Source organism: Bradyrhizobium sp. WSM4872 (genome assembly GCF_055811715.1).
In genome coordinates this window covers 150536-172909 of the sequence record NZ_JBVVPT010000003.1, presented here as the reverse complement: position 1 = coordinate 172909, position 22374 = coordinate 150536, and the positions used below count along the sequence as shown (strand labels likewise).

Below are 22374 nucleotides of genomic sequence, written 5' to 3'. Positions count from 1 at the left end.
AACCGACCTGTAAAGGATGAACCCAATGGGCGCGCGGGGCGCCCGACCAAATCCGTTCAGGCCATCTGTTTGGGAGGCGGGGAGTCGGTATCGGGGACAATGCCGGCGAGCCGGGCTACGCGTTGCGGGCGCGATGCGGACACGAGCCCGATCGATCCGGCCGGTGGCGCCGGCTGCGCCACCGTCACCGAGAAGCAGCCATGGCAATGATGCCCGCCGACGGCCTTGTGCTCGTTGTGATCTGTGGAGCCGTCAAGGACCGCGCTGATCTCCGAGCCGCCACCGGGCGTGGTGACGTCGATGTCGTGCAGGCCATGCAGCGCTCCCGCGAGCAGGTAGACAACCGCGATCAGCACAGACAGCAGCCCGCGCCAGTTGCGCGGCCGGCATGATCCTGAGGGCTGGCGGTTCGGGAGCACGACGTCACTCTCGTTGCGGTCTGCGCCCGGCCTAGCATGGGGGCGAGAACAGTGTCGACCCGCAACATTGTTACGTCCCTGGAACAATTGCCGCAGCGGCCGCGAAGACGCCGGTGCTTCTCATTGGCGCGTGATCAAGCTCAGTCGAGCATCGGCTGCCGCACCGCGTGCTGCGTCCGCTATGTCGCCAGCATCGCCGGCTTCGAGCGTGACGACGGCGCGACAGCCCGCTTCCATGGCCCGTTCCAGCCATTTGATGGCTTCATCGATCCACTGGTCGTGGTGCTCGGGATCGGCGATTGCCTTTTCCCGGAATGCATCTGCCTGATGAAGGCACGCGGTTCTGCGATCCACGCGGCTCTCCCGATCCGGAGGTTCCGCCCCGATCGCATCCTTGATGATCGGAGAGCCGGCGTCGTTAACATAGGACAGGAACCGCCGCCCAAAAAGAAAGCCCCAGCCGGGACTGACCGGCTGGGGCTTTCGTGCTCACAAACTTCATCCATTGGGACTTGGACAGATAATCCGCATCGCGCCGGTTCGTTCCCGCAGGCTCGGTCCAGTTTGGAACGTTCTTTCTTTGTTGTGATTAGCGACGAGGAGAAATCGAGGAGGACGGACCATGGACGGATTGATTTATCTCATCGGCTTGATCGTGGTGGTCATGGCGATCCTGTCGTTCTTCGGCCTGCGCTGAGAGAGCGGCGATGACGATGGAAACTCTCATACGGGAAGAGATCATGGAAGGCGGCGGCGTCGCTGCCGACGACCGGCGCACCATCCAGTGGAGCTCGGTCATCGCAGGCGCTTTGGCTGCCGGCGCAATGTCGTTCATCCTGGTCGGCTTTGGAGTCGCCGTCGGCCTGGGCGTCAGTTCAGCCTCGCCGACATGGCGCGATGCATCGGCGGCGCTGGCTTTGCTGTCGGGGCTGTATCTGATCATCCAGGCGATTATCAGCTTCGGCTTCGGCGGCTATGTCGCCGGCCGGACAACGCGACCAGCCCCGGCGATCACAACGATCGAAGACGACGGCGAACGGCGGGACGGGCTGCATGGCCTGATGTCCTGGGCGCTCGCCGTGCTGCTTGGTGCCGCTCTGCTCGCGATGCTCGGCGCAGCTGCGATTGATCGTTCGCCAATGCGCAGTTCGGCCAGCAATACCTCCGCCGCCGAGCCTCTGTTGAGCTACGAGCTGGACAAGCTGTTTCGCGCGCCGCGGCGGCCCCCCAACACGGACCTCAGGGAATCCCGCGCCGAAGCAGGACGCATCTTGATGACGTCATCGAGCCACAGCGGCGTCAGCACCGATGACCGGGCCTACCTCATGCAGCAGGTGGCCGCGCTGACGGGACTCGCGGCACCCGACTCGGAACGACGGGTCGATGCGGCGATTGCGGATTCAAAGACGGCGATCAACCGGGCGCGTCGTAACTCCATCATCGTCGCCTTCTCCGTTGCCGCAGCAACCCTGATCGGCGCTGCCGTGGCCTGGGCTGCGGCGGTGGCCGGCGGGCGGCACCGCGATGGAGAGCCGCTGCCGAACTGGATGGCAAGCTCGAACCGCTTCCATCGCAATCCGCGCGCGATGCCGGTGCCGTAAGAATCTAGCGATGGCCGGGAGCGATCCCGGCCACATCGCTGTGGCGAGGCGCTAGGCCTTCTCCTCCCAGATCATGGCGAGGTGGATGATGGTCTGCACCGCCTTCTCCATGTCCTGCCGGCTGACCCATTCGAGCCGGGAGTGAAACGCGTGCTCGCCGGCGAAGATGTTGGGGCAGGGCAGCCCCATGAAGGAGAGGCGGGAGCCATCGGTGCCGCCGCGGATCGCGGTGCGCATCGGGCGCAGGCCGGCGCGGCGGATCGCTTCAATGGCGTATTCGAGAATGTGCGGGTGGCGATCGATCACCTGCTTCATGTTGCGGTACTGCTCCCGCACCTCGAATGTGTAGGTCGAGCGCGGATAATCCTTCATCACGTCCTTGACGATGTTCTCGAGCAGGATCTCCTTCTCCTTCAGCCCTTCCTCAGTGAAGTCGCGCACGATGAAGGAGAGCGTCGCCTGCTCCAGCGCCCCCTCGATCCCGATCGGATGCAGAAAGCCCTGCTTGCCTGATGTCGTCTCGGGCGAGCAGCCTTCCCTGGGCAGGCGCTCGACGATGGCGGCGGCGATCTTGATCGCGTGCTCCATCTTGCCCTTGGCATAGCCGGGATGGGCGCTGACGCCGTTGATGGTGATGGTGGCGCCGTCCGCCGAGAAGGTCTCGTCCTCGACGCAGCCCGCGCTCTCGCCGTCCATGGTGTAGCCGAACTCGGCGCCGAGCTTCTTGATGTCGACATTGTCGACGCCGCGGCCGATCTCCTCGTCGGGCGTGAACAGGATCTTGATGGTGCCGTGCTTCACTTGCGGGTTGTTGATGAAGAAATGCGCGGCATCCATGATCTCGGCGACGCCGGCCTTGTTGTCGGCGCCGAGGAGCGTGGTGCCGTCGGTGGTGATGATGTCGTTGCCGATCTGGTTTTTCAGCGCAGGATGCTCGGCGAAGCGGATCACCTGGCTGGTGTCGCCCGGCAGCGTGATGTCGCCGCCGCGATAGTTCTTCACGACCTGCGGTTTGACGTTCTTGCCGGTGACGTCGGGCGAAGTGTCCATGTGCGAGCAGAAGCAGATCACCGGCACCTTCTTAGGTGTGTTGCCGGGGATCGTTCCGTAGACGTAGCCGTAATCGTCGAGATGCGCGTCCTCGACACCCATGGCCTTCAGTTCGGCGGCGAGCACGCGGCCGAGGTCCTTCTGTTTCTCCGTCGAGGGCGAACTCGGGGATTCCGGATCGGACTGGGTGTCGATGGTGACGTAGCGCAGGAAGCGCTCGGTCACGGTATGCGAAAAGGTGAGGGAGGACATTTCTGGTCAAACCGCCGGGTCAGGGGAGAGAGGCGGTATACCAGAAAAGCAGGGCGCGGTGAGGCCGGAGGACGCCGATCAGGCTTAACGAAACGTGAGTGGTCAGATCGCCTCTTTCAGCTCCTTGACCGGGCGGAAGGCGACCTTCTTGCTGGCCTTGATGTGGATAGGCTCGCCGGTGGCGGGATTGCGGCCGGTGCGGGCGGCGCGCTTGCGGACCTGGAGGATTCCAAGTCCGACGATCCGGACACGGTCGCCCTTCTTCAGGTGCTTGGTGATGAGCTCGACCATGTCGGTCAGAACGGCCTCAGCGCGCTTCTTCGAGAGATCCTGGCTCTCCGCGATGTCGGAGGCGAGGTGCTTGAGCGTGATGGTGGCGGGAGCGGCAGCCTTCTTCGCCGAATCCTTCTTGGCCGAGTCTTTCCTAGCCATGTCTGGCCTCCTCGATTCCTGCCGGTGGTCGGGATGAGGACCCCCAAACCCCGCAAGTTCCCGGAGGGGTAGACGATTCGGGGCTGGACTGACTACGTCAGCCCGCGCGGCCGAGGGTCACGTTCGTGCGCGCCATCAGCGGAAATCCGGTCATTCCGGCAGTGGATGCAACATCCTTGACTTCAACAGGTCCGGCCTTTAAGTCCCCCCTCGTTCCGCAGACATTTGCGTGTCACGCGGGAGTAGCTCAGTTGGTTAGAGCGCCGGCCTGTCACGCCGGAGGTCGCGGGTTCGAGCCCCGTCTCTCGCGCCATTTTTGGCAATCCTTTCATACCCTTACCTTCAAATCCTGATCTCGCTTCGATCCCGGGTCATGCGCGAGCGGGCTTCTGCGTGCTTTTTGGTCTTCGACCTGCGCAAAATTCCTCGTCCGCGCGACGGCCGCCAGGCGATCGAGTTGATTGCGCCGTTGATCACATGGTACCGCTCAATCCGGGATTGTTCGGATCGATTTGATGCAGGCAGCCGATTTCAGCGCGACGTTGCAGAATTTGTTCGCGAAGGGCGTGCGCTACGGGACCGTCATCGATCTGGGCTGCGCCGATGGGCACTTCGTGCTCAACCATCAGCCGTGCCTCGGCGGTGCGGTGCCGCTGAATGTCGACGCCAATCGGATCTATGAGGACTCCCTCAAGGCGATCAAGGAGGTGCTTGGCGGGCACTATCGCATTTGCGCCATCACCGACCATGAGGGCGAGATCGAGATCACGGAGTCCGTGCATCCCTACTGGTCATCGCTGCGCCCCGCGGGCGACGTCTACTGGTCGCGGGTCAACGACCTCTCCACCAGTAAGGTAAAAGTGCCGGCGACGACGCTGGATGCGCTGGTCGAGCAGCTGTCGCTCAAGCCGCCGTTCCTGCTCAAGCTCGATGTGCAGGGCGCGGAACAGGCCGCACTGAAGGGCGCGCGCGGCGTGCTCGAGAATTGCAGCGTGGTCGTCTGCGAGACCGACGTTGACGACTTCCAGGACATCAACATGATGCTGCTGGACGCAGGTTTCTTCCTCTACGATTTGACGACGCTGCAGCGCCTGCGCGACGGAACGCTCGGCTGGTTCTATCCGGTCTATGTCGGCGGCAAGCTCGCCCATCTGAAGCCGCAGGCGTTCTGGGACGCCGGCGACAATGCTGCTGTGATCGACGTGCAGGAGACGCGCCGCAAGATGATCCTGGAGCAAAACAGGAAGGCCCTCAACCGGCTGCGTTATGGGCGGAGCGGTGTGGGCCGCAATGATCCCTGTCCGTGCGGTTCAGGCGAGAAATTCAAGCACTGCTGCGGCAGCTATTGACCCGCTTCATGTTGGCGTCCTCGCCGTCGCCTGAATCAAAAAGGCCGCCCTAAGGCGGCCGTTTGGTATCAAACCGGACCTTTTTCGTCCTCAGCGGATCTCTGACGTCCCCGCGCTGGTCACCACGACCGGCTTGCCGGCCTTGATCACGTGGGCGGATTGGGCGGTCTGGCTGTAATCGGCATTGGTGCGGGCTGCGATCCCGAAGCCGGCCACCGTGATGCCGGCCACCAGCGCCACCACCACGATCTTCAGGTGGGTCGCACGATCAGCAGAGTGAATGGAGTGGTTCATCTGAGCCTCCCGACGGGCTTTGCCGCCGTCTATGGCTCTTCTTGTAAGGACCATCTGTTTCCGGATGGTTTCGCGGGTTCCGCAAAATGGTTTCATCTCCCCGCCGGCCGGTTTCGCCGGGCTGGGGCGTCCCGGATCGGGCCTCAGGCGGCCGCCCGGCCGATATCGTCCCGAATTGAGCGCGCCGCCCAGACGAACAGGAGCGCCCCCAGCGTGGTCGTGACCGCCGCCGAGAGCAGGGAATAGCGCACGGCGTCGGCGCCGTAAGCGCCCTTGAGGGCATCATTGACCACGCCTACCGCGAGCGGCCCAACGCCTTGGCCGAAGCAGGTCGCGGTGAGCGCGATCAGGGCGGAGGCCAGCGCCCGCATGCTCGGCTTTGCCACCGTCTGCGCGATCGCGAAGATCGGTCCGAGATGGAAGCCGACCAGGAACGAGGTCAGCGCCAGCGTGGCCACCATCATCGCAAAGTCCTGCGTCAGCATGCACAGCGCGAACACCGGGCCGGCAAGGCCCGAGGTGACGGCGGGCGCCCACAGCTTCCAGCGATCGTCGCGGCGGCTGATCTGCGCCACCACGAAGCCGCCGAGCAGCGTGCCCGCCATGCCGGCGAGCCCCTTGAAAGTGCCGGCATAGGTGCCGATCTCGGCGCTCGACAGATGGTGCACGCGCGCCAGGAACGGCGGGATCCAGGCCGCGGTCGCGTAGTTGGTGTAAGTGGTGAGACAGAAGCCGATCAACACGATGATGAAGCTCTGTTGCGAGGCCAGGAAGCGCAGCGTCGGGCCGAGCGGCTCAGGCACGAACTTTTCCTGCATGGCGCCGCGCTTCGGTTCGGAGATCGTCAGCCACACAACGATAGCGAGCAGGATGCCGGGCAGGCCCGCGACGTAGAACGCCATCCGCCAGCCATAGTGCTGGTTGACGTAGCCGCCGACGAAATAGCCGAGGAAGACGCCGAGATAGGTGCCGACGGCGTAGATGCCGAGCGCGCGCGGACGCTCATTCTTGGCAAAGAGATCAGCGACGATCGATTGCGAGGCGGGAGAGCCCGCGGATTCGCCGATGCCGACGCCGATCCTCGCCAGCGCCAGCGACGTGACGCTCGAAGCAGCGCCGCACAAGGCCGTCATCGCGCTCCAGAACGCAAAGGCGACGGCGACGATGTTGCGCCGGTTGAGCCGGTCGGCGACGCGCGCGATGGGAATGCCGAGCAGGGAATAGAACAGCGCGAAGCCGAAGCCCGCGAGCAAGCCCATCATGGTGTCGCTGAGCTGGAACTCCTTCTTGATCGGCTCGATCAGCACGTTGAAGATCGTGCGGTCGAGGAAGTTCAGCGCGTAGATGATCGTGAGCAGGCCGAGCACGTAATAGCGCCGTGCCGAGGGTTTTGTCGCGGCGGCCGTTTGCACCGACATTTGTGACGTCACATCGACCATCGCTTCCCCCAAATTAGTCTTTGTTATCGTTGTCGGTCCAGCTTTGATTGGCGTTGGCCGCTTCACGCGTCGCGGATGTAGTTCCCCGCTTCGAATTCGACCGGAGGCGCGCTCAAATCGAACGAGAGTCCGATCGGATCGCGGCCTGCTTCCATCGTCTCGAGCTGCTCGGTCAGCATGCGCCGGATCATGAGGATGCCGCGGTCGCTCTGGCCGAAATGCTCCTCGGAATGGATCGTCTGCGGTCCCTGGCCGACCTGGGCTTCATAGTCGCCCGGAAATTGCTGGTGCTCTTCCTCGGTCATGTCCCACCAGAACTTGCCGTTGAATTTCGAGCGCATGCGGCCGATGTCGCCGGGGTTCTTGACGCGGCCGGCGACGTAGATGCGGAACGAGGTGTCGTCGATCGGCAACGTCCAGCCGATCGACTCGACGCGGGCGAACTGCGCCACGCGCGGGTTCGGCACGACGCGCAAGGTGGGGAGCGCCGCCTCGGTGACGCGGTAAAACACACGGCCGTCATCCTGCTTGCGGATCGAGCGCACGGCGATGCCACGCGGGGTCTTGTCGAACGTCACCTCCGGCATCGATGCCATCATGTTGGTGAATTGCGGACCCGAGAACGAGCCGTGCAGCACCGGCACGTGGTAGGGATCGACCACGTTCTCGAAATGCTGGAGCCAGTTGCAGGGGATCATCGCGGGACCACCGCCGCCGATCGAGGAATCGTCGGCCTCGACGAACTCGCCGTCGTCCATGGTCTCCAGGCATTGATAGGCCGGCAGCACCGGGCGTTTTTCGGCCGGGCCCATATAGGCGAAGATCAGCCCGTAGCGTTCCTCGACCGGATACCAGGGCTGCCGCACCTTGTCCTTGAACTGGCCGCCCTCGGGCTCGCAGGGCTGCTCCAGACAGTGACCTTCGGCGTCGAACTTCCAGCCGTGATAGCAGCAGCGGATGCCGTCCTCCTCGACCTTGCCGTAATAGAGCGTGGTGCCGCGGTGGCAGCAGCGGGCGTGCAGCAGGCCGGCGCGGCCGTGCTTGTCGCGGAACAGCACCAGGTCCTCGCCCAGCGCGCGAACCTTTTTTGGGGTGTCGGTGGCGTCGCTGATGAGCCCGACCGGATGCCAGTAACGTCGCAGCAGTTCGCCCATCGGCGTGCCACGCACGACCGAAGTAAGCTCGGTGCGGGTGTGCGTGGGCTTCATCGCATAGGCCGTGCCGAGATCGCGATCCCGCTGGGTGATGGTCATGCAGATCCTCCCGCTGTCGGCCTTGCTGGCTCGGCTTGTGACGCCTGAACACCAGTGAAGGGCCGATTGATGACAATGTCAACGAATTTCCAAATGCCTCTTAGTCGCATTCGGATCGGGCTGGGGAGGTTGCGCTACCAAGACTTGGCACGCCGCGGCTTTCTTGGCAGAGGTGGATCATGAGCCAGACATCAAGCAGGGCCGGGCGCACATCGTCCGATGCGGACGAAAGTCGGTCGCCGGCGCCGATCACCGTCATGCTGTCGTCTCGGCTGATGGTGCTGGCCAATCTGCTCAAGCGTGGCGCCATCCTGCGCTACAAGCGTCTTGCCGGATTGTCCTCGGTCGAGTTTGGCCTGGTCGCCTCGCTCGGCCGGCGGCCGCCGATGAGCGTGGCGCGGCTTGCGGAAGCCGTCGGCCAGGACAAGGGGCAAATCAGCCGCGCGCTTGCGGAACTCGTATCGCGCAAGCTGATCGCGAAATCAGCGAACCCGAAAGACAGCCGCGAGGTGCTGGTCTCGCTGACCGCGACGGGCCTTGCGGCGCATGATGCGATCGTCGCCGGTGCGCAGGAGCGCAATCGGCGTTTGCGCGAACATCTGAGCGAAGCCGAGTTCGAGACGCTGCTGCAGCAGGTCGATCAATTGACGAAGATCGCCGCCGAGCTGCTCGAGAGCGAGAAGATTTCGCGCTGACGTTTCGGCAACCCGGGACATGTTGGATCGCTTCCAAGACTCTTTCTAAGACTCTTTCTAGGACTCTCTCTAAGAGGCTTTCAATTAGGGAATTCGCGCGCGCTCCCCTAAGCGTCACCGCAAGCGCATGCCGTCATGGGACTGACGGCATGTGCAAATCAAAATACGCAGTTTTGGGGTTGCGCGTTGAACAGTCTTGGAATGCTGCGGTCGGCCGTACTGGCGACCGCATCCGCTTGGGTTTTGCTGCCGCAGGCATCGCTTGCACAATCTCCTGCGCAGAGTGGCGCGCAGAACATTCCGTCGGTGACCGTCACCGCGCCGGAAGCGCGCCGCCGCGCCACCTCCGCCCAGCGCCGCCCGCCGCGATCATCCCAGCAGACAGCCAACCGAAGCAGGCCGCAGCCGCCGCGCAATATCGGTTTCGTCGAAACCCCGCTCGGCCCGGTGCACGGCTACGTCGCTGGCCGCAGCTCGTCCGGCACCAAGACCAACACACCGATCATGGAGACGCCGCAGGCGGTGTCGGTGATTGGCGCGGAGCAGATCCGCGACCAGAAGCCGAACAAGCTCGACGAGGTCCTGCGCTATACTGCCGGTGTCCGCGCCGGGACCTTCGGCGCGGACACGCGCAACGACTGGTGGCTGATCCGCGGCTTCAAGTCCGACGATGTCGGACTGTTCCTCGACGGCATGCAGCTGTTCTCCACGTCCTATGCGAGCTGGAAGCTTCAGACGCCCAACATGGAGCGCGTCGAGGTGCTGCGCGGTCCGTCGGCCGTGCTCTATGGCGGATCGAGCCCGAGCGGCATCGTCAACGTCATCAGCAAGATGCCGCCGGCGGAGCCCGTCCGTTTCATCGAGACCGGCGTCAACAATTTCGGCAACGCCTTTGTCGGCTTTGATGTCGGCGGTCCGGTCGCGACGAGCCCTGAGAACGGGAAGCTGTTCTACCGCGTCGTCGGCCAGGTCCAGAACGGCCCTACGCAGGTCAATTTCACGCCTGATGACAACTACTTCATCGCGCCGTCGGTGACCTGGAGGCCAGACGCCGACACGACGTTCACGGTACTGGCTTCAGCGTCCCGGCAGGAAACCCGTGGCATCAACTTCCTGCCCTATGAGGGCACGGTGACCAACGCACCGTTCGGCAAGATTCCGACCAGCTTTTTCGCCGGCGATCCCAGCGTCGACAAGTTCACGCGCGAGCAGGAGATGCTGGGCTATCAGTTCGAGCGCAATCTCACCGACGATTTGACGTTCCGGCAGAATGCGCGGTTTGCCCATGTCGACGTGAGCTATCGCGGCTATGTCGGCAATAATTGGGCTGACATCAACACAGCTAATCTCGGTCGCTATAATTGGTATGCGAAGAACACCGCCAACCAGGCCAATCTCGACAACCAGCTGGAGTACCGCTTCAACACCGGCGCGGTGCGGCACACGATGCTGTTCGGGGTCGATTTGAAGGGGTATCAGATCGACGACTATCAGGCTTTCAACTTCGGCACTGTCCCTTCAATCAACGTCTTCAATCCCGGCTACGGGTCTGACATCCCATTGACGGGCGCACCGTTCCGCAACTTCCAGATCACGCAGAAGCAGGCCGGCACCTATCTTCAGGACCAGATGAAGCTCGGCAATTTCACGCTGGTGCTGAGCGGCCGCAATGATTGGGTCGAGACGACGCAGGCTGCCCGCGATACCGGCGCCACGCTCGCCAGCCGCGACGACAGCCGATTCAGCGGACGCGCCGGGCTGATCTACAATTTCGACAATGGCATCGCGCCCTATGTGTCCTACGCCACGAGCTACAATCCGATCATCGGCCTCAACGCGCAAAACCAGCTGTTCCTGCCGGAGACCGGCCAGCAGGCCGAAATCGGCGTGAAGGTCGCGCCGAGGGAATTTAACGGCTATTTCACCGCCTCGGTGTTCGACCTGAAGCGCCAGAACGTGGCAACCACTGATCCTGTCGTCCCGACCTTGCAGAACCAGACCGGCGAGGTGACCTCGCGCGGCATCGAGCTCGAAGCGGTGGCGAACGCCACGCGTGAGCTGAAGCTGATCGGCTCGTTCACGGCCTACCATTTGTTCAACAGCAGGGATCTGGACCCATCTTTGGTCGGCAAGACCCCGACCAACACGCCTGAGCTCCTGGTGTCGGGCTGGGCGGACTACACCTTCAAGGACGGGCCGCTCGCGGGGTTCGGCTTCGGCGGCGGTGTCCGCTATGTCGGTTCGTCGTGGGCGGATACCGCCAATACCCTCGAGGTTCCCGCAGTCGTGCTCGGCGATCTCGCGCTCCACTATGAGTGGCAGAACTGGCGCACCGCGCTGAACGTGGTCAATTTGACCGACAAGATCTACTTCGCGAGCTGCGCGGCGGCGTCCTCTTGCTTCTACGGCGACCGCCGGCGCGTGACCGCCAGCGTCTCCTACAAGTGGTGAGGCAGATGACGAGAACGGGCGAGGGAAGGCCGTCGTGAGAGCCTGACCGGCCCGTCACCGGCTTTCGCCACGAGATCGATGAGCTCGCGGGCCATGCCCCCCGGCCCGAAGCTCATGCGAGCGCGGCGCGCGACGAGTTAGCCAACGTTGCCGCCGCGCTCGCCGCTGATTTTCCTGGGCGGCAGAAGCGGGCGCCGCCCGCCCGACGCATTCGCCAGACGGGCCCGGGTCCGATCGTGATGCATGGCTCCCGGATCGCTCGCCCGAGAATGGGTGCGCCTGTCGTCGTTGTAATCTGGACTTTGCTGCGCCGCGGCCTAGATAAAGTGAGCCTTCCCAAGAACGGACGTCACGACCCAGCGCGTGTGGACTGATCGGGGCGCCCTTGCTGGGGCCGTCGATCTGCTCCATACCAGCCGCGGGGTGATTCCGGGATTTCCACCGTTCTGAGGGCGACAAAGGGCCTAAAAAGAGCGTGTCTTGCGCCCATTGGTGCACTGCGCTAAGGCTCAGAACAATTCCAAACTGGACGAATCCGTGGCTGTCCCGAGGCTGCGGGAAAAAGGGCTCGTCAATGAGCGGCATTCTGCAGAACTATCTTCCACTCGTCGTCTTCATAGGGGTAGCGGGCCTCATTGGCCTGGTGCTGCTGATCGCGCCGTTCATCGTGGCGTTCCAACAGCCTGACCCGGAAAAGCTGTCGGCGTATGAGTGCGGTTTCAACGCCTTCGACGATGCCCGAATGAAGTTCGACGTCCGCTTCTATCTCGTCGCCATCCTCTTCATCATCTTCGACCTCGAGGTGGCGTTCCTGTTTCCCTGGGCGGTGGCGTTCGGCAAGCTCGGCGCGACCGGCTTCTGGTCCATGGTGGTGTTCCTTGGCGTGCTGACGGTCGGGTTCGCCTATGAATGGAAGAAAGGCGCACTGGAATGGGATTGAACCCTGTGTCGTCCGCCGGTCCGGTGCTCGCGCCGGCCCCCAAGGGCATCCTGGACCCGTCGACCGGCAAGCCGGTCGGGGCCAATGATCCGTTCTTCCTCGAGGTCAATTCGGAACTGTCCGACAAGGGCTTCTTCGTGGCCGCGACCGACGACCTCATTACCTGGGCGCGTACCGGCTCGCTGATGTGGATGACCTTCGGTCTCGCCTGCTGCGCGGTCGAGATGATGCAGGTCTCGATGCCGCGCTACGACGTCGAGCGCTTCGGCTTCGCGCCGCGCGCTTCGCCGCGTCAGTCGGACGTGATGATCGTCGCGGGGACCCTGACCAACAAGATGGCGCCTGCGCTGCGCAAGGTCTACGACCAGATGCCCGAGCCGCGTTACGTCATCTCGATGGGCTCCTGCGCCAATGGCGGCGGCTATTATCACTATTCCTACTCGGTCGTCCGCGGTTGCGATCGTATCGTGCCGATCGACATCTACGTGCCGGGCTGCCCGCCCACAGCGGAAGCGCTGCTCTACGGCGTGCTGCTGCTGCAGAAGAAGATCCGCCGCACCGGCACCATCGAACGCTAAGGTTTTACGTCATGGACGACGCCAAGCTCGACGCCCTGGGGCAGACGATCGTTAGCGCGCTTCCGGGCGCCGCCATCGGTCATTCGGTGGCCTTCAACCAGCTCACGGTGGATGTCGAGGCCAGCAAGATCGTCGAGGTGATCAAGTACCTCCGCGACGACCCGAACTGCCGCTTCATCAATTTCACCGACATCACAGCGGCGGACTATCCCTCGCGCGAGAAGCGCTTCGACGTGATCTATCACTTCCTGTCACCGACCCTGAACGCGCGGGTCCGGCTCAAGGCCCAGGCCGACGAGACCACGCAGGTGCCGTCGCTGATCGAGGTGTTTCCCGGCGCCGACTGGTTCGAGCGCGAGGCCTACGACCTCTACGGCGTGATCTTCGTCGGTCATCCCGACATGCGCCGCCTCCTGACCGATTACGGCTTCGAGGGTCATCCGCTGCGCAAGGATTTCCCGACCACCGGCTTCCTCGAGGTCCGCTATGACGACCAGGAGAAGCGGGTCGTGTACGAGCCGGTCAGGCTCAACCAGGAATTCCGCAAGTTCGACTTTTTGTCCCCGTGGGAGGGCGCCGACTATCCGGTGCTTCCGGGCGATGAAAAAGCGGGGCCGAAGGTCTGAACATGAACGAGCAACCGCAAGAACTCCGCAATTTCACCATCAACTTCGGTCCGCAGCATCCGGCCGCGCACGGCGTGCTGCGCCTGGTGCTGGAGCTTGACGGCGAAGTCGTTGCCCGCGTCGACCCGCATATCGGCCTGCTTCACCGCGGCACCGAAAAGCTGATCGAGCAGAAGACCTATCTGCAGGCGATCCCTTATTTCGACCGCCTCGACTACGTCGCGCCGATGAACCAGGAGCACGCCTTCTGCATGGCTGCAGAGAAGCTGCTCGGCATCGAGGTGCCGCGCCGCGCGCAGCTGATCCGCGTGCTCTATTGCGAGATCGGCCGCATCCTGTCGCATTTGCTCAACGTCACCACGCAGGCGATGGACGTCGGCGCGCTGACCCCGCCGCTGTGGGGTTTTGAAGAGCGCGAAAAGCTGATGGTGTTCTACGAGCGCGCCTCCGGCAGCCGCATGCACGCAGCCTACTTCCGCGTCGGCGGCGTGCATCAGGACCTGCCGCAGAAGCTGGTCGACGACATCGACGCCTGGTGCGATCCGTTCCTCAAAGTGGTCGAGGATCTCGACCGGCTGCTGACCGCCAACCGCATCTTCAAGCAGCGTAACGTCGACATCGGCGTGGTGTCGCTGAAGGAAGCCTGGGAGTGGGGCTTCTCCGGCGTGATGGTGCGCGGTTCGGGCGCGGCGTGGGATCTGCGCAAGTCGCAGCCCTATGAATGCTACGCCGAGATGGATTTCGACATCCCGATCGGCAAGAACGGCGACTGCTACGACCGCTATCTGATCCGCATGGAAGAGATGCGCCAGTCCGTGCGCATCATGAAGCAGTGCATCCAGAAGCTGAATGCGCCGGACGGCAAGGGCCCCGTCGTCGTCGAAGACAACAAGGTCGCGCCGCCGCGCCGTGGCGAGATGAAGCGCTCGATGGAAGCGCTGATCCATCACTTCAAGCTCTACACCGAAGGCGTCCACGTGCCCGCGGGCGAAGTCTACGCCGCGGTCGAGGCGCCCAAGGGCGAGTTCGGCGTCTTTCTGATCTCGGACGGCACCAACAAGCCGTACAAGTGCAAGATCCGCGCGCCCGGCTTTGCGCATCTGCAGGCCATGGACCACATCTGCCGCGGTCATCTGCTCGCCGACGTTTCCGCGATCCTCGGCTCGCTCGACATCGTGTTCGGAGAGGTCGATCGGTGATGGCGCAGGCGCCGATCCAGTTTGACCGCGCCTCGGGGGCCCTTGAAGGGGCTAACCTGTGGGAGCGGACGGCTGCCTTGGCGCTGGTGACGGGATCGAAGATCTCCTCGCATTTCTCGCATATGGGCTACATCGCCTGCGCCAATCTGCTGCGCAAGACGCTGCCCGAGCGCAACATCGCGATCAAGCTCAACCCCGACGCCGTGTTCGAATTTCCCTACGGCGACGGCTATTGGAGCAAGCTGCTCAACCGCTCCTACAATTACGAGGACGAGCTGGAGCTGTTGTTCGCCGACTCCATCGACGTCGACTATACGCTGCTCGATTGCGGCGCGAATTACGGCTATTGGTCGGTGCTGGTGTCGAGCAAGCCGTTCGGTTCGCACAAGGCGATCGCGATCGAGCCGTCGGGGCAGAACCATCCGAAGCTCGCCAATAACGCCCGCATCAACGGCAGCCGCTTCGAGACCATGAAATGCGCGATCGGCGCGGCCCGTGGCACCGCGCGTCTGTCAGGCACCAAGCACGAGGCCTTCAGCATCGCCGGCGACGCGTCGGCAGGCGGCGAGGACGTGCCGGTCATCGCGCTCGACAATCTGATCGACGACGGCAAGATCGTCGCGAGCGGCAAGTACCTGATCAAGCTCGACGTCGAGGGCGTCGAGATCGAGGCGATCAAGGGCGGCGCCCGGCTGCTCCAGGCCGACAGCGTCGTCATGTGCGAGGAGCACGGCAGCGACCGCTCGCACGCGGTCTCGCGCTACATCCTCGAACACACCCCGCTGAAGCTGATCGTCTACGATCCCAGCACAAGGCGTATGGAAACGGTGACCGAGCTGTCGATCCTCGACCGCATCAAGGTCTCCACCCACGTCGGCTACAATGTTTTCGGCACCGCAAGCGCATTCTGGCAGGACAGGATCAATGCCCTGAATGCGAAAACCGCGCGCCGCGTGCAGTGAGAGATTGAAGAGATGTCCGTTCGCCGATTAGCACCGAAGGAAGTCCAGCCCGCGAGCTTTGCGTTCACGGAGGAGAACCTCGCGTTCGCCAAGCAGCAGATCGCGAAATATCCGGCCGGGCGCCAGGCTTCGGCCGTCATCGCCATCCTCTGGCGCGTTCAGGAACAGCACGACGGCTGGGTGTCCGAGGCCGCGATCCGCGCTGTCGCCGACATGCTCGACATGCCCTATATTCGCGTGCTCGAGGTCGCGACCTTCTACACGATGTTCCAGCTGGCCCCGGTCGGCAAGAAGGCCCACGTCCAGGTCTGCGGCACCACGCCGTGCCGCCTGCGCGGCGCCGAGGATCTGATCCACGTCTGCGAGCACCGCATCCATCACGAGCCTTTCCATCTCTCCAAGGACGGCAATTTCAGCTGGGAAGAGGTGGAGTGCCTCGGTGCCTGCGTGAATGCGCCGATGGTGCTGATCGGCAAGGACACCTATGAGGATCTGACCAAGGAAAGCTTCGGCAAGGTGCTCGACGGCTTTGCGTCTGGCAATCCGCCCAAGCCCGGTCCGCAGAACGGCCGCCAGTTCTCGGCGCCGACCGGTGGGCCGACCACGCTGAAGGAGATCACCTGATGCGTGATCTCTCGCCGCCAGTTGAAGGGAGCAGTGTTGTGAAGAAGTGGGGCTTCGTCGCAATGCATTCCGCCGTGGCGGCCACGTTCATTTTCCTGCTTCAGCGCTTCGCCCTGAACGCGTCGCTGGAATCCAGTCTGCTCTGGGCGCTGACCTTCGCCGTCTGCGCCGCCGGGCTTGCCTACAAGCAAGCCAACCGTTGATCGGAAAGCACTGACATGCTCGAGGACAAGGACCGCATCTTCAAGAACCTCTACGGCCTCCATGATTGGGGGCTCGAGGGCGCGCGGCGCCGCGGCGCCTGGGATGGTACGAAGAACATCATCGACAAGGGCCGTGACTGGATCATCAACGAGATGAAGGCGTCGGGGCTGCGCGGCCGCGGTGGCGCCGGCTTCCCGACCGGCCTGAAATGGTCGTTCATGCCGAAGGAATCGACCGACGGACGGCCGAGCTATCTGGTCGTCAACGCCGACGAATCCGAGCCCGGGACCTGCAAGGATCGCGAGATCATGCGGCACGATCCGCATCTGCTGATCGAGGGCTGCCTGATCGCGAGCTGCGCGATGAACGCGCATGCCTGCTACATCTATGTCCGCGGTGAGTTCATTCGCGAGCGCGAGCATCTCCAGGCAGCGATCGACCAGGCCTATGAGGCCAAGCTGGTCGGCAAGGACAATGTCAACGGCTGGCCGTTCGACATCTACGTCGCCCACGGCGCCGGCGCCTATATCTGCGGCGAGGAAACCGCGCTGCTCGAGAGCCTCGAAGGCAAGAAGGGCCAGCCGCGTCTGAAGCCGCCGTTCCCGGCCAATGTCGGCCTGTATGGCTGCCCGACCACCGTCAACAATGTCGAGTCGATCGCGGTTGCGCCGGACATTCTGCGCCGGGGCGCGGCGTGGTTCGCCGGCATCGGCCGTCCGAACAATGTCGGCACCAAGCTGTTCTGCATCTCCGGCCATGTCGAGCGGCCCTGCAACGTCGAAGAGGCCATGGGCATCCCGTTCCGTGAGCTGATCGAGAAGCATTGCGGCGGCATCCGCGGCGGCTGGGACAACCTCAAGGCCGTGATCCCCGGCGGCTCCTCGGTGCGCATGGTGCCGGCCGAGCAGATCATCGACACGCCGATGGATTTCGACTCGTTGAGCAAGCTGCGCTCGGGCCTCGGCACCGCGGCCGTGATCGTGATGGACAAATCGACCGATTTGATCCGCGCCATCGCCCGCATCTCCTATTTCTACAAGCACGAGAGCTGCGGCCAGTGCACGCCGTGCCGCGAGGGCACCGGCTGGATGTGGCGCGTCTTGACCCGCATGGCCGACGGCCGCGCCCACAAGCGCGAGATCGACATGCTGCTGGAAGTCACCAAGCAGGTCGAAGGCCACACCATCTGCGCGCTGGGCGACGCCGCGGCGTGGCCGATCCAGGGCCTGATCGCGCATTTCCGTCATGAGATCGAAGCGCGCATCGACCAATATTCGCACAAGGCCGACATCGACGATGCCGGCGTCCGCGATCCCGTGAACATGGTCGCGGCGGAGTAGAGACAATGACCAAGCTCATCATCGACGGCAAAGAGATCGATGTCCCCGCCGAATACACGCTGCTTCAGGCGTGCGAGGCGGCCGGCGCCGAGATTCCGCGCTTCTGCTATCACGAGCGGCTGTCGATCGCCGGCAATTGCCGGATGTGCCTCGTCGAGGTGAAGGGCGGCCCGAAGCCGGTCGCGAGCTGCGCCTGGGGCGTGCGCGATTGCCGTCCGGGTCCCAAGGGCGAGCCGCCGGAAATCTCCACCCGTTCGCCGATGGTGAAGAAGGCGCGCGAAGGCGTGATGGAATTCCTTCTCATCAACCATCCGCTGGATTGCCCGATCTGCGACCAGGGCGGCGAGTGCGACCTTCAGGACCAGGCGATGGGCTACGGTGTCGACACCAGCCGCTTCGCCGAGAACAAGCGCGCGGTCGAGGACAAATATCTCGGCGCGCTGGTCAAGACGTCGATGAACCGCTGCATCCAGTGCACCCGCTGCGTCCGCTTCTCGGCGGAAGTGGCCGGCGCCCCCGAAATGGGCGCGACCGGCCGCGGCGAGGACATGGAGATCACGACCTATCTCGAGCACGCGCTGACGTCTGAGCTCCAGGGCAATCTCGTCGACATCTGCCCGGTCGGCGCGCTGACCTCGAAGCCCTACGCCTTCGCCGCGCGCCCGTGGGAGCTCGGCAAGACCCAGTCGATCGACGTGATGGACGGCTTGGGCTCTGCGATCCGCGTCGACACCCGCGGCCGCGAAGTGATGCGTATCCTGCCGCGCATCAACGAGGCCGTGAACGAGGAGTGGATCTCCGACAAGACCCGCCACGTCGTCGACGGCCTGCGCACCCAGCGCCTCGACCGGCCCTATATCCGCGAAGCCGGTAAGCTGCGCGCGGCAAGCTGGCCCGAGGCCTTTGCCGCGATCGCCTCCAAGGCGGCGCGCACCGACGGCAAGCGGATCGGCGCCATCGCGGGCGACCTCGCCGGCGTCGAAGAGATGTTCGCGCTGAAGGATCTGCTGGCCAAGTATGGCTCGGGCAATCTCGCGGTGCAGGGCGGCGACGCCTTCGAGCCCGCGCTCGGCCGCGGCTCCTACATCTTCAATCCGACGCTGGCCGGCGTGGAGCAGGCCGATGCGCTGCTCATCATCGGCGCCAATCCGCGGAAAGAGGCGGCCGTGTTCAACGCCCGCATCCGCAAGCGCTGGCGCGCCGGCGGCTTCAAGGTCGGCGTGATCGGCGCCAAGCCCGATCTGACCTACGATTATGACCATCTCGGCGCAGGCACCGAGACCCTCGGCGAGCTCGCGGCCGGCAAGCACTCCTTCATGGACGTGCTGAAGAACGCCAAGAATCCGATCATCATGGTCGGCGCTGGCGCTGCCTCGCGCCACGACGGCGCCGCCATTCTCGCAGCCGCCGCCAAGCTCGCGCTCGACGTCGGCGCGCTCAAGGACGGCTGGAACGGCTTCGGCGTGTTGCACGAGAGCGCCTCGCGCGTCGGCGCGCTCGACATCGGCTTTGTCGCCGGTCAGGGCGGGCTGAACGCGGCGCAGATGACGACGTTCGGGACGCTCGATCTGCTGTTTCTGCTCGGCGCGGACGAGATCAAGCCGTCGGACGGCACCTTCGTCGTCTATATCGGCACCCACGGCGACCGCGGCGCCCATCGCGCCGACGTGATCCTGCCGGCCGCCGCCTATACCGAGAAGTCGGCGATCTACGTCAACACCGAAGGTCGCGTGCAGATGACCGGACGGGCCGCATTCCCGCCGGGCGAGGCTCGCGAGGACTGGGCGATTGTCCGCGCGCTGTCGGAGGCGCTCGGCAAGAAGCTCGGCTATGACTCGTTGTCGGCCCTGCGCCAGGCGATCTTCAAGGCGGTGCCGCATCTGATCCGTCTCGACCAGATCGAGGCCGGCTCGGCCGACCAGATCAAGAAACTCGCGGGGAAGGGCGGCACGACGGAGAAGGCTCCGTTCAAGCCGGTCGTCGAGGACTTCTATTTGACCAACCCAATCGCGCGTGCGTCCGCCGTGATGGCGGAGTGTTCGCGGCTTGCCTCCGGGCAGATGCTGACCGCAGCGGAGTGAGCTGATGGAATTCTTCGAAAGCGCATTCTGGACCGGGTTCCTTTGGCCGCTGATCATCATGATCGCGGAGAGCGTCCTTGTGCTGGTCGTCCTGCTCGTGGCGATCGCCTACATCCTGCTCGCCGACCGCAAGATCTGGGCAGCGGTGCAGATCCGCCGTGGCCCGAACGTGGTCGGGCCCTGGGGTCTGCTGCAATCCTTCGCCGACCTCCTGAAGTTCGTGCTGAAGGAGCCGATCATCCCGTCCGGCGCCAATAAGGGCGTGTTTCTCCTGGCTCCCCTGGTCTCATGCGTGCTCGCGCTCGCTGCCTGGGCGGTGATCCCGACCAATCTCGGCTGGGTGATCTCCGACATCAATGTCGGCGTTCTCTTCATCTTCGCGATCTCGTCGCTGTCGATCTACGGCATCATCATGGCCGGCTGGTCGTCGAACTCGAAATATCCGTTCCTGGCGGCGCTGCGCTCGGCGGCGCAGATGGTGTCCTACGAGGTCTCGATCGGCTTCGTCATCATCACGGTGCTGCTCTGCGCCGGCACGCTGAACCTCTCGGCCGTGGTCGAGGCGCAGCATGTCCGGGGCCTCGCCAGCCTGATCGGGTTGCCGCAGCTCACGATCCTGAACTGGTACGTCTGGCCGCTGTTTCCGATGTTCGTGATCTTCTACGTCTCGGCGCTGGCTGAAACCAACCGTCCGCCCTTCGACCTCGTCGAAGCGGAATCCGAGCTCGTCGCCGGCTTCATGGTCGAGTACGGCTCGACGCCGTATCTTCTGTTCATGCTCGGCGAGTATGTCGCGATTGCCACGATGTGCGCGATGGCGACGATCCTGTTCCTCGGAGGCTGGCTGCCGCCGGTGGACCTGCCGCCCTTCAACTGGGTGCCGGGGATCATCTGGTTCTCGCTGAAACTGTTCTTCATGTTCTTCCTGTTCGCGATGGCCAAGGCGATCGTGCCGCGCTACCGCTACGATCAACTGATGCGCCTCGGCTGGAAAGTGTTCCTGCCGTTGTCGCTGGCGATGGTGATCGTGGTGGCCGGTGTGCTGCACTTTGCCGGCATCGCGCCGAAGTGAGGGCCGTCATGGGTATCAACATCAACGCCACTGCACGCTCGCTCCTGCTGTCGGAATTCGTCTCGGCGTTCTTCCTCGCCATGCGCTATTTCTTCCAGCCGAAGCCGACGCTGAACTATCCGTTCGAGAAGGGCCCGATCTCGCCGCGCTTCCGCGGCGAGCATGCGCTGCGCCGCTATCCGAACGGCGAAGAGCGCTGCATCGCCTGCAAGCTGTGCGAGGCGGTCTGCCCGGCGCAGGCCATCACCATCGAGGCCGGCCCGCGCCGCAACGACGGCACCCGCCGCACCGTGCGCTACGACATCGACATGGTGAAGTGCATCTATTGCGGCCTCTGCCAGGAAGCCTGTCCGGTCGATGCCATCGTCGAAGGTCCGAACTTCGAGTTCGCGACCGAGACCCGCGAGGAACTGTTCTATGACAAGGCCAAGCTGCTCGCCAATGGCGACCGCTGGGAACGCGAGATCGCGAAAGCGATCGAACTCGACGCGCCGTACCGGTGAGATGAGAGCATGATCCTTCCCGCGCTGTTCTTCTATCTGTTCGCCGGCGTCTGCGTCGCCTCGGCGGTGATGGTGATTGTCTCGCGCAATCCCGTGCACTCCGTGCTGTACCTGATCCTGGCCTTCGTCAACGCCTCCGGCCTGTTCGTGCTGATGGGCGCCGAATTCCTGGCGATGATCCTGATCGTCGTCTATGTCGGCGCGGTCGCGGTACTGTTCCTGTTCGTGATCATGATGCTCGACGTCGACTTCCTCGAGCTGCGCGAGGGCTTCATCGAGTACCTCCCGGTCGGCCTCGTGATCGGCGGCATCTTCCTGTTCGAGCTGCTCCTCACCGTCGGCTTCTGGGTCATCAACCCCGGCGTCGCCAAGACGATCACCGCGGCGATCCCGACCAACGTCTCCAATACCGAGGCGCTGGGCCTGGTGCTCTATACCAAATACATCCACTACTTCCAGCTCTCGGGCATGGTGCTGCTGGTCGCAATGATCGGCGCCATCGTGCTGACGCTGCGGCACAAGGCGAGCGTCAAGCGGCAGGACATCAACGTTCAGAACGCGCGCACGCCCGAAATCGCGATGGCGATACGCAAGGTGGCGCCGGGGCAGGGGCTCCAGGACTCTGACGCGGCGGAGTGGGTGAAATGACGATCGGGCTCGGACACTATCTTGCGGTCGGCGCGATCCTGTTCACGCTCGGGATCCTCGGCATCTTCCTGAATCGCAAGAACATCATCGTCATCCTGATGTCGATCGAGCTGATCCTGCTCGCGGTCAACATCAATCTCGTGGCGTTCTCGACCTTCCTCGGCGATATCGTCGGGCAGGTCTTCGCGCTCCTGGTGCTCACCGTCGCGGCCGCTGAAGCCGCGATCGGTCTCGCCATCCTGGTGGTCTATTTCCGCAACCGCGGCTCGATCGCGGTTGAGGACGTCAATCTGATGAAGGGCTGATCGCATGATCCGGAAAAGTGGATACCGGTTTTCCGACCAGATCGTGCGGAAAGATTA

At 63.8% G+C, this 22374-nt stretch carries 24 protein-coding genes and 1 tRNA gene; 18 read left to right on the top strand and 7 right to left on the bottom strand.

What is annotated here, in order from left to right; all coding sequences use genetic code 11:
* Nucleotides 1–56 precede the first annotated feature (56 nt).
* Nucleotides 57–419, bottom strand: a complete 363-nt coding sequence (locus tag AC0L3C_RS06485; RefSeq protein ID WP_473279181.1) for a hypothetical protein — start codon at nt 417–419, stop codon at nt 57–59.
* A 120-nt stretch (nt 420–539) separates the two neighbouring features.
* On the bottom strand, nt 540–773 hold the full coding sequence (locus AC0L3C_RS06480; RefSeq protein ID WP_473259847.1) for a hypothetical protein: 234 nt from the start codon (nt 771–773) through the stop codon (nt 540–542).
* A gap of 353 nt (nt 774–1126) precedes the next feature.
* Here AC0L3C_RS06480 and AC0L3C_RS06475 point away from each other — a divergent pair, with 353 nt between their 5' ends.
* Nucleotides 1127–2020: a hypothetical protein gene (locus AC0L3C_RS06475; RefSeq protein ID WP_473407469.1), complete on the top strand. Its 894-nt coding sequence runs from the start codon at nt 1127–1129 to the stop codon at nt 2018–2020.
* Between the two features lie 51 nt (nt 2021–2071).
* Here the strand turns inward: AC0L3C_RS06475 and pepT are convergent, their stop codons facing one another.
* Both pepT and AC0L3C_RS06465 read right to left on the bottom strand, forming a co-directional pair.
* Nucleotides 2072–3322, bottom strand: a complete 1251-nt coding sequence (pepT, locus tag AC0L3C_RS06470; RefSeq protein WP_473407468.1) for a peptidase T — start codon at nt 3320–3322, stop codon at nt 2072–2074.
* A gap of 102 nt (nt 3323–3424) precedes the next feature.
* Nucleotides 3425–3754 carry an HU family DNA-binding protein gene (locus AC0L3C_RS06465; protein WP_473259853.1) on the bottom strand — a complete coding sequence of 110 codons (330 nt, stop codon included), beginning with the start codon at nt 3752–3754 and terminating at the stop codon, nt 3425–3427.
* A 236-nt stretch (nt 3755–3990) separates the two neighbouring features.
* Here AC0L3C_RS06465 and AC0L3C_RS06460 point away from each other — a divergent pair.
* Nucleotides 3991–4067, top strand: a tRNA-Asp gene (locus AC0L3C_RS06460).
* 202 nt (nt 4068–4269) lie between these two features.
* Complete coding sequence (locus AC0L3C_RS06455; RefSeq protein WP_473407467.1) at nt 4270–5103, top strand: FkbM family methyltransferase; 834 nt, start codon at nt 4270–4272, stop codon at nt 5101–5103.
* A gap of 90 nt (nt 5104–5193) precedes the next feature.
* Here AC0L3C_RS06455 and AC0L3C_RS06450 read toward each other — a convergent pair whose 3' ends face one another.
* From AC0L3C_RS06450 to AC0L3C_RS06440, 3 genes are all read right to left on the bottom strand, one after another.
* Nucleotides 5194–5397 (bottom strand): hypothetical protein, encoded by a 204-nt coding sequence (locus AC0L3C_RS06450; RefSeq protein ID WP_026232877.1) that lies wholly within the window; start codon nt 5395–5397, stop codon nt 5194–5196.
* 143 nt (nt 5398–5540) lie between these two features.
* Nucleotides 5541–6836 (bottom strand): spinster family MFS transporter, encoded by a 1296-nt coding sequence (locus tag AC0L3C_RS06445; protein ID WP_473407466.1) that lies wholly within the window; start codon nt 6834–6836, stop codon nt 5541–5543.
* Nucleotides 6837–6898: 62 nt separating this feature from the next.
* Nucleotides 6899–8089 (bottom strand): Rieske 2Fe-2S domain-containing protein, encoded by a 1191-nt coding sequence (locus tag AC0L3C_RS06440; RefSeq protein WP_473407465.1) that lies wholly within the window; start codon nt 8087–8089, stop codon nt 6899–6901.
* Nucleotides 8090–8268: 179 nt separating this feature from the next.
* On the opposite strand from AC0L3C_RS06440, the gene AC0L3C_RS06435 reads away from it, so the two are divergent.
* The 15 genes from AC0L3C_RS06435 (at nt 8269) to nuoK (ending at nt 22317) form a co-directional block, all read left to right on the top strand.
* Nucleotides 8269–8784, top strand: a complete 516-nt coding sequence (locus AC0L3C_RS06435) for a MarR family winged helix-turn-helix transcriptional regulator (protein WP_473259862.1) — start codon at nt 8269–8271, stop codon at nt 8782–8784.
* A 201-nt stretch (nt 8785–8985) separates the two neighbouring features.
* Nucleotides 8986–11235 (top strand): TonB-dependent siderophore receptor, encoded by a 2250-nt coding sequence (locus tag AC0L3C_RS06430; protein WP_473407552.1) that lies wholly within the window; start codon nt 8986–8988, stop codon nt 11233–11235.
* Nucleotides 11236–11809: 574 nt separating this feature from the next.
* Nucleotides 11810–12175, top strand: a complete 366-nt coding sequence (locus AC0L3C_RS06425) for an NADH-quinone oxidoreductase subunit A (RefSeq protein ID WP_007603535.1) — start codon at nt 11810–11812, stop codon at nt 12173–12175.
* Complete coding sequence (locus AC0L3C_RS06420; protein ID WP_007603537.1) at nt 12166–12753, top strand: NuoB/complex I 20 kDa subunit family protein; 588 nt, start codon at nt 12166–12168, stop codon at nt 12751–12753. The genes AC0L3C_RS06425 and AC0L3C_RS06420 overlap by 10 nt, the downstream gene beginning before the upstream one ends.
* 11 nt (nt 12754–12764) lie before the next feature.
* Entirely contained in the window at nt 12765–13379 is a 615-nt protein-coding gene (locus AC0L3C_RS06415; RefSeq protein WP_473407464.1) for an NADH-quinone oxidoreductase subunit C, read from the top strand.
* Between the two features lie 2 nt (nt 13380–13381).
* Nucleotides 13382–14578 carry an NADH-quinone oxidoreductase subunit D gene (locus AC0L3C_RS06410; protein WP_354058961.1) on the top strand — a complete coding sequence of 399 codons (1197 nt, stop codon included), beginning with the start codon at nt 13382–13384 and terminating at the stop codon, nt 14576–14578.
* The gene (locus AC0L3C_RS06405; protein WP_473259868.1) at nt 14578–15540 is read left to right on the top strand and encodes an FkbM family methyltransferase; all 963 of its coding nucleotides are present in this window, start codon (nt 14578–14580) and stop codon (nt 15538–15540) included. Before AC0L3C_RS06410 ends, AC0L3C_RS06405 begins: the two co-directional genes overlap by 1 nt.
* A gap of 12 nt (nt 15541–15552) precedes the next feature.
* Nucleotides 15553–16164, top strand: a complete 612-nt coding sequence (gene nuoE / locus AC0L3C_RS06400) for an NADH-quinone oxidoreductase subunit NuoE (RefSeq protein ID WP_007610983.1) — start codon at nt 15553–15555, stop codon at nt 16162–16164.
* On the top strand, nt 16164–16367 hold the full coding sequence (locus AC0L3C_RS06395) for a hypothetical protein (protein WP_026232874.1): 204 nt from the start codon (nt 16164–16166) through the stop codon (nt 16365–16367). Before nuoE ends, AC0L3C_RS06395 begins: the two co-directional genes overlap by 1 nt.
* Before the next feature lie 15 nt (nt 16368–16382).
* Entirely contained in the window at nt 16383–17708 is a 1326-nt protein-coding gene (nuoF, locus tag AC0L3C_RS06390; RefSeq protein ID WP_027518249.1) for an NADH-quinone oxidoreductase subunit NuoF, read from the top strand.
* A 5-nt stretch (nt 17709–17713) separates the two neighbouring features.
* Nucleotides 17714–19789: an NADH-quinone oxidoreductase subunit NuoG gene (gene nuoG / locus AC0L3C_RS06385; RefSeq protein ID WP_473279171.1), complete on the top strand. Its 2076-nt coding sequence runs from the start codon at nt 17714–17716 to the stop codon at nt 19787–19789.
* 4 nt (nt 19790–19793) lie between these two features.
* Nucleotides 19794–20861 (top strand): NADH-quinone oxidoreductase subunit NuoH, encoded by a 1068-nt coding sequence (gene nuoH / locus AC0L3C_RS06380; protein WP_007603555.1) that lies wholly within the window; start codon nt 19794–19796, stop codon nt 20859–20861.
* Nucleotides 20862–20875: 14 nt separating this feature from the next.
* Nucleotides 20876–21364, top strand: coding sequence for an NADH-quinone oxidoreductase subunit NuoI (gene nuoI, locus AC0L3C_RS06375; protein WP_026232873.1), 489 nt, complete (start codon nt 20876–20878; stop codon nt 21362–21364).
* 9 nt (nt 21365–21373) lie between these two features.
* Entirely contained in the window at nt 21374–22012 is a 639-nt protein-coding gene (locus tag AC0L3C_RS06370) for an NADH-quinone oxidoreductase subunit J (RefSeq protein WP_007610978.1), read from the top strand.
* Nucleotides 22009–22317, top strand: a complete 309-nt coding sequence (gene nuoK / locus AC0L3C_RS06365) for an NADH-quinone oxidoreductase subunit NuoK (protein ID WP_015685769.1) — start codon at nt 22009–22011, stop codon at nt 22315–22317. Before AC0L3C_RS06370 ends, nuoK begins: the two co-directional genes overlap by 4 nt.
* Nucleotides 22318–22374: the final 57 nt, after the last annotated feature.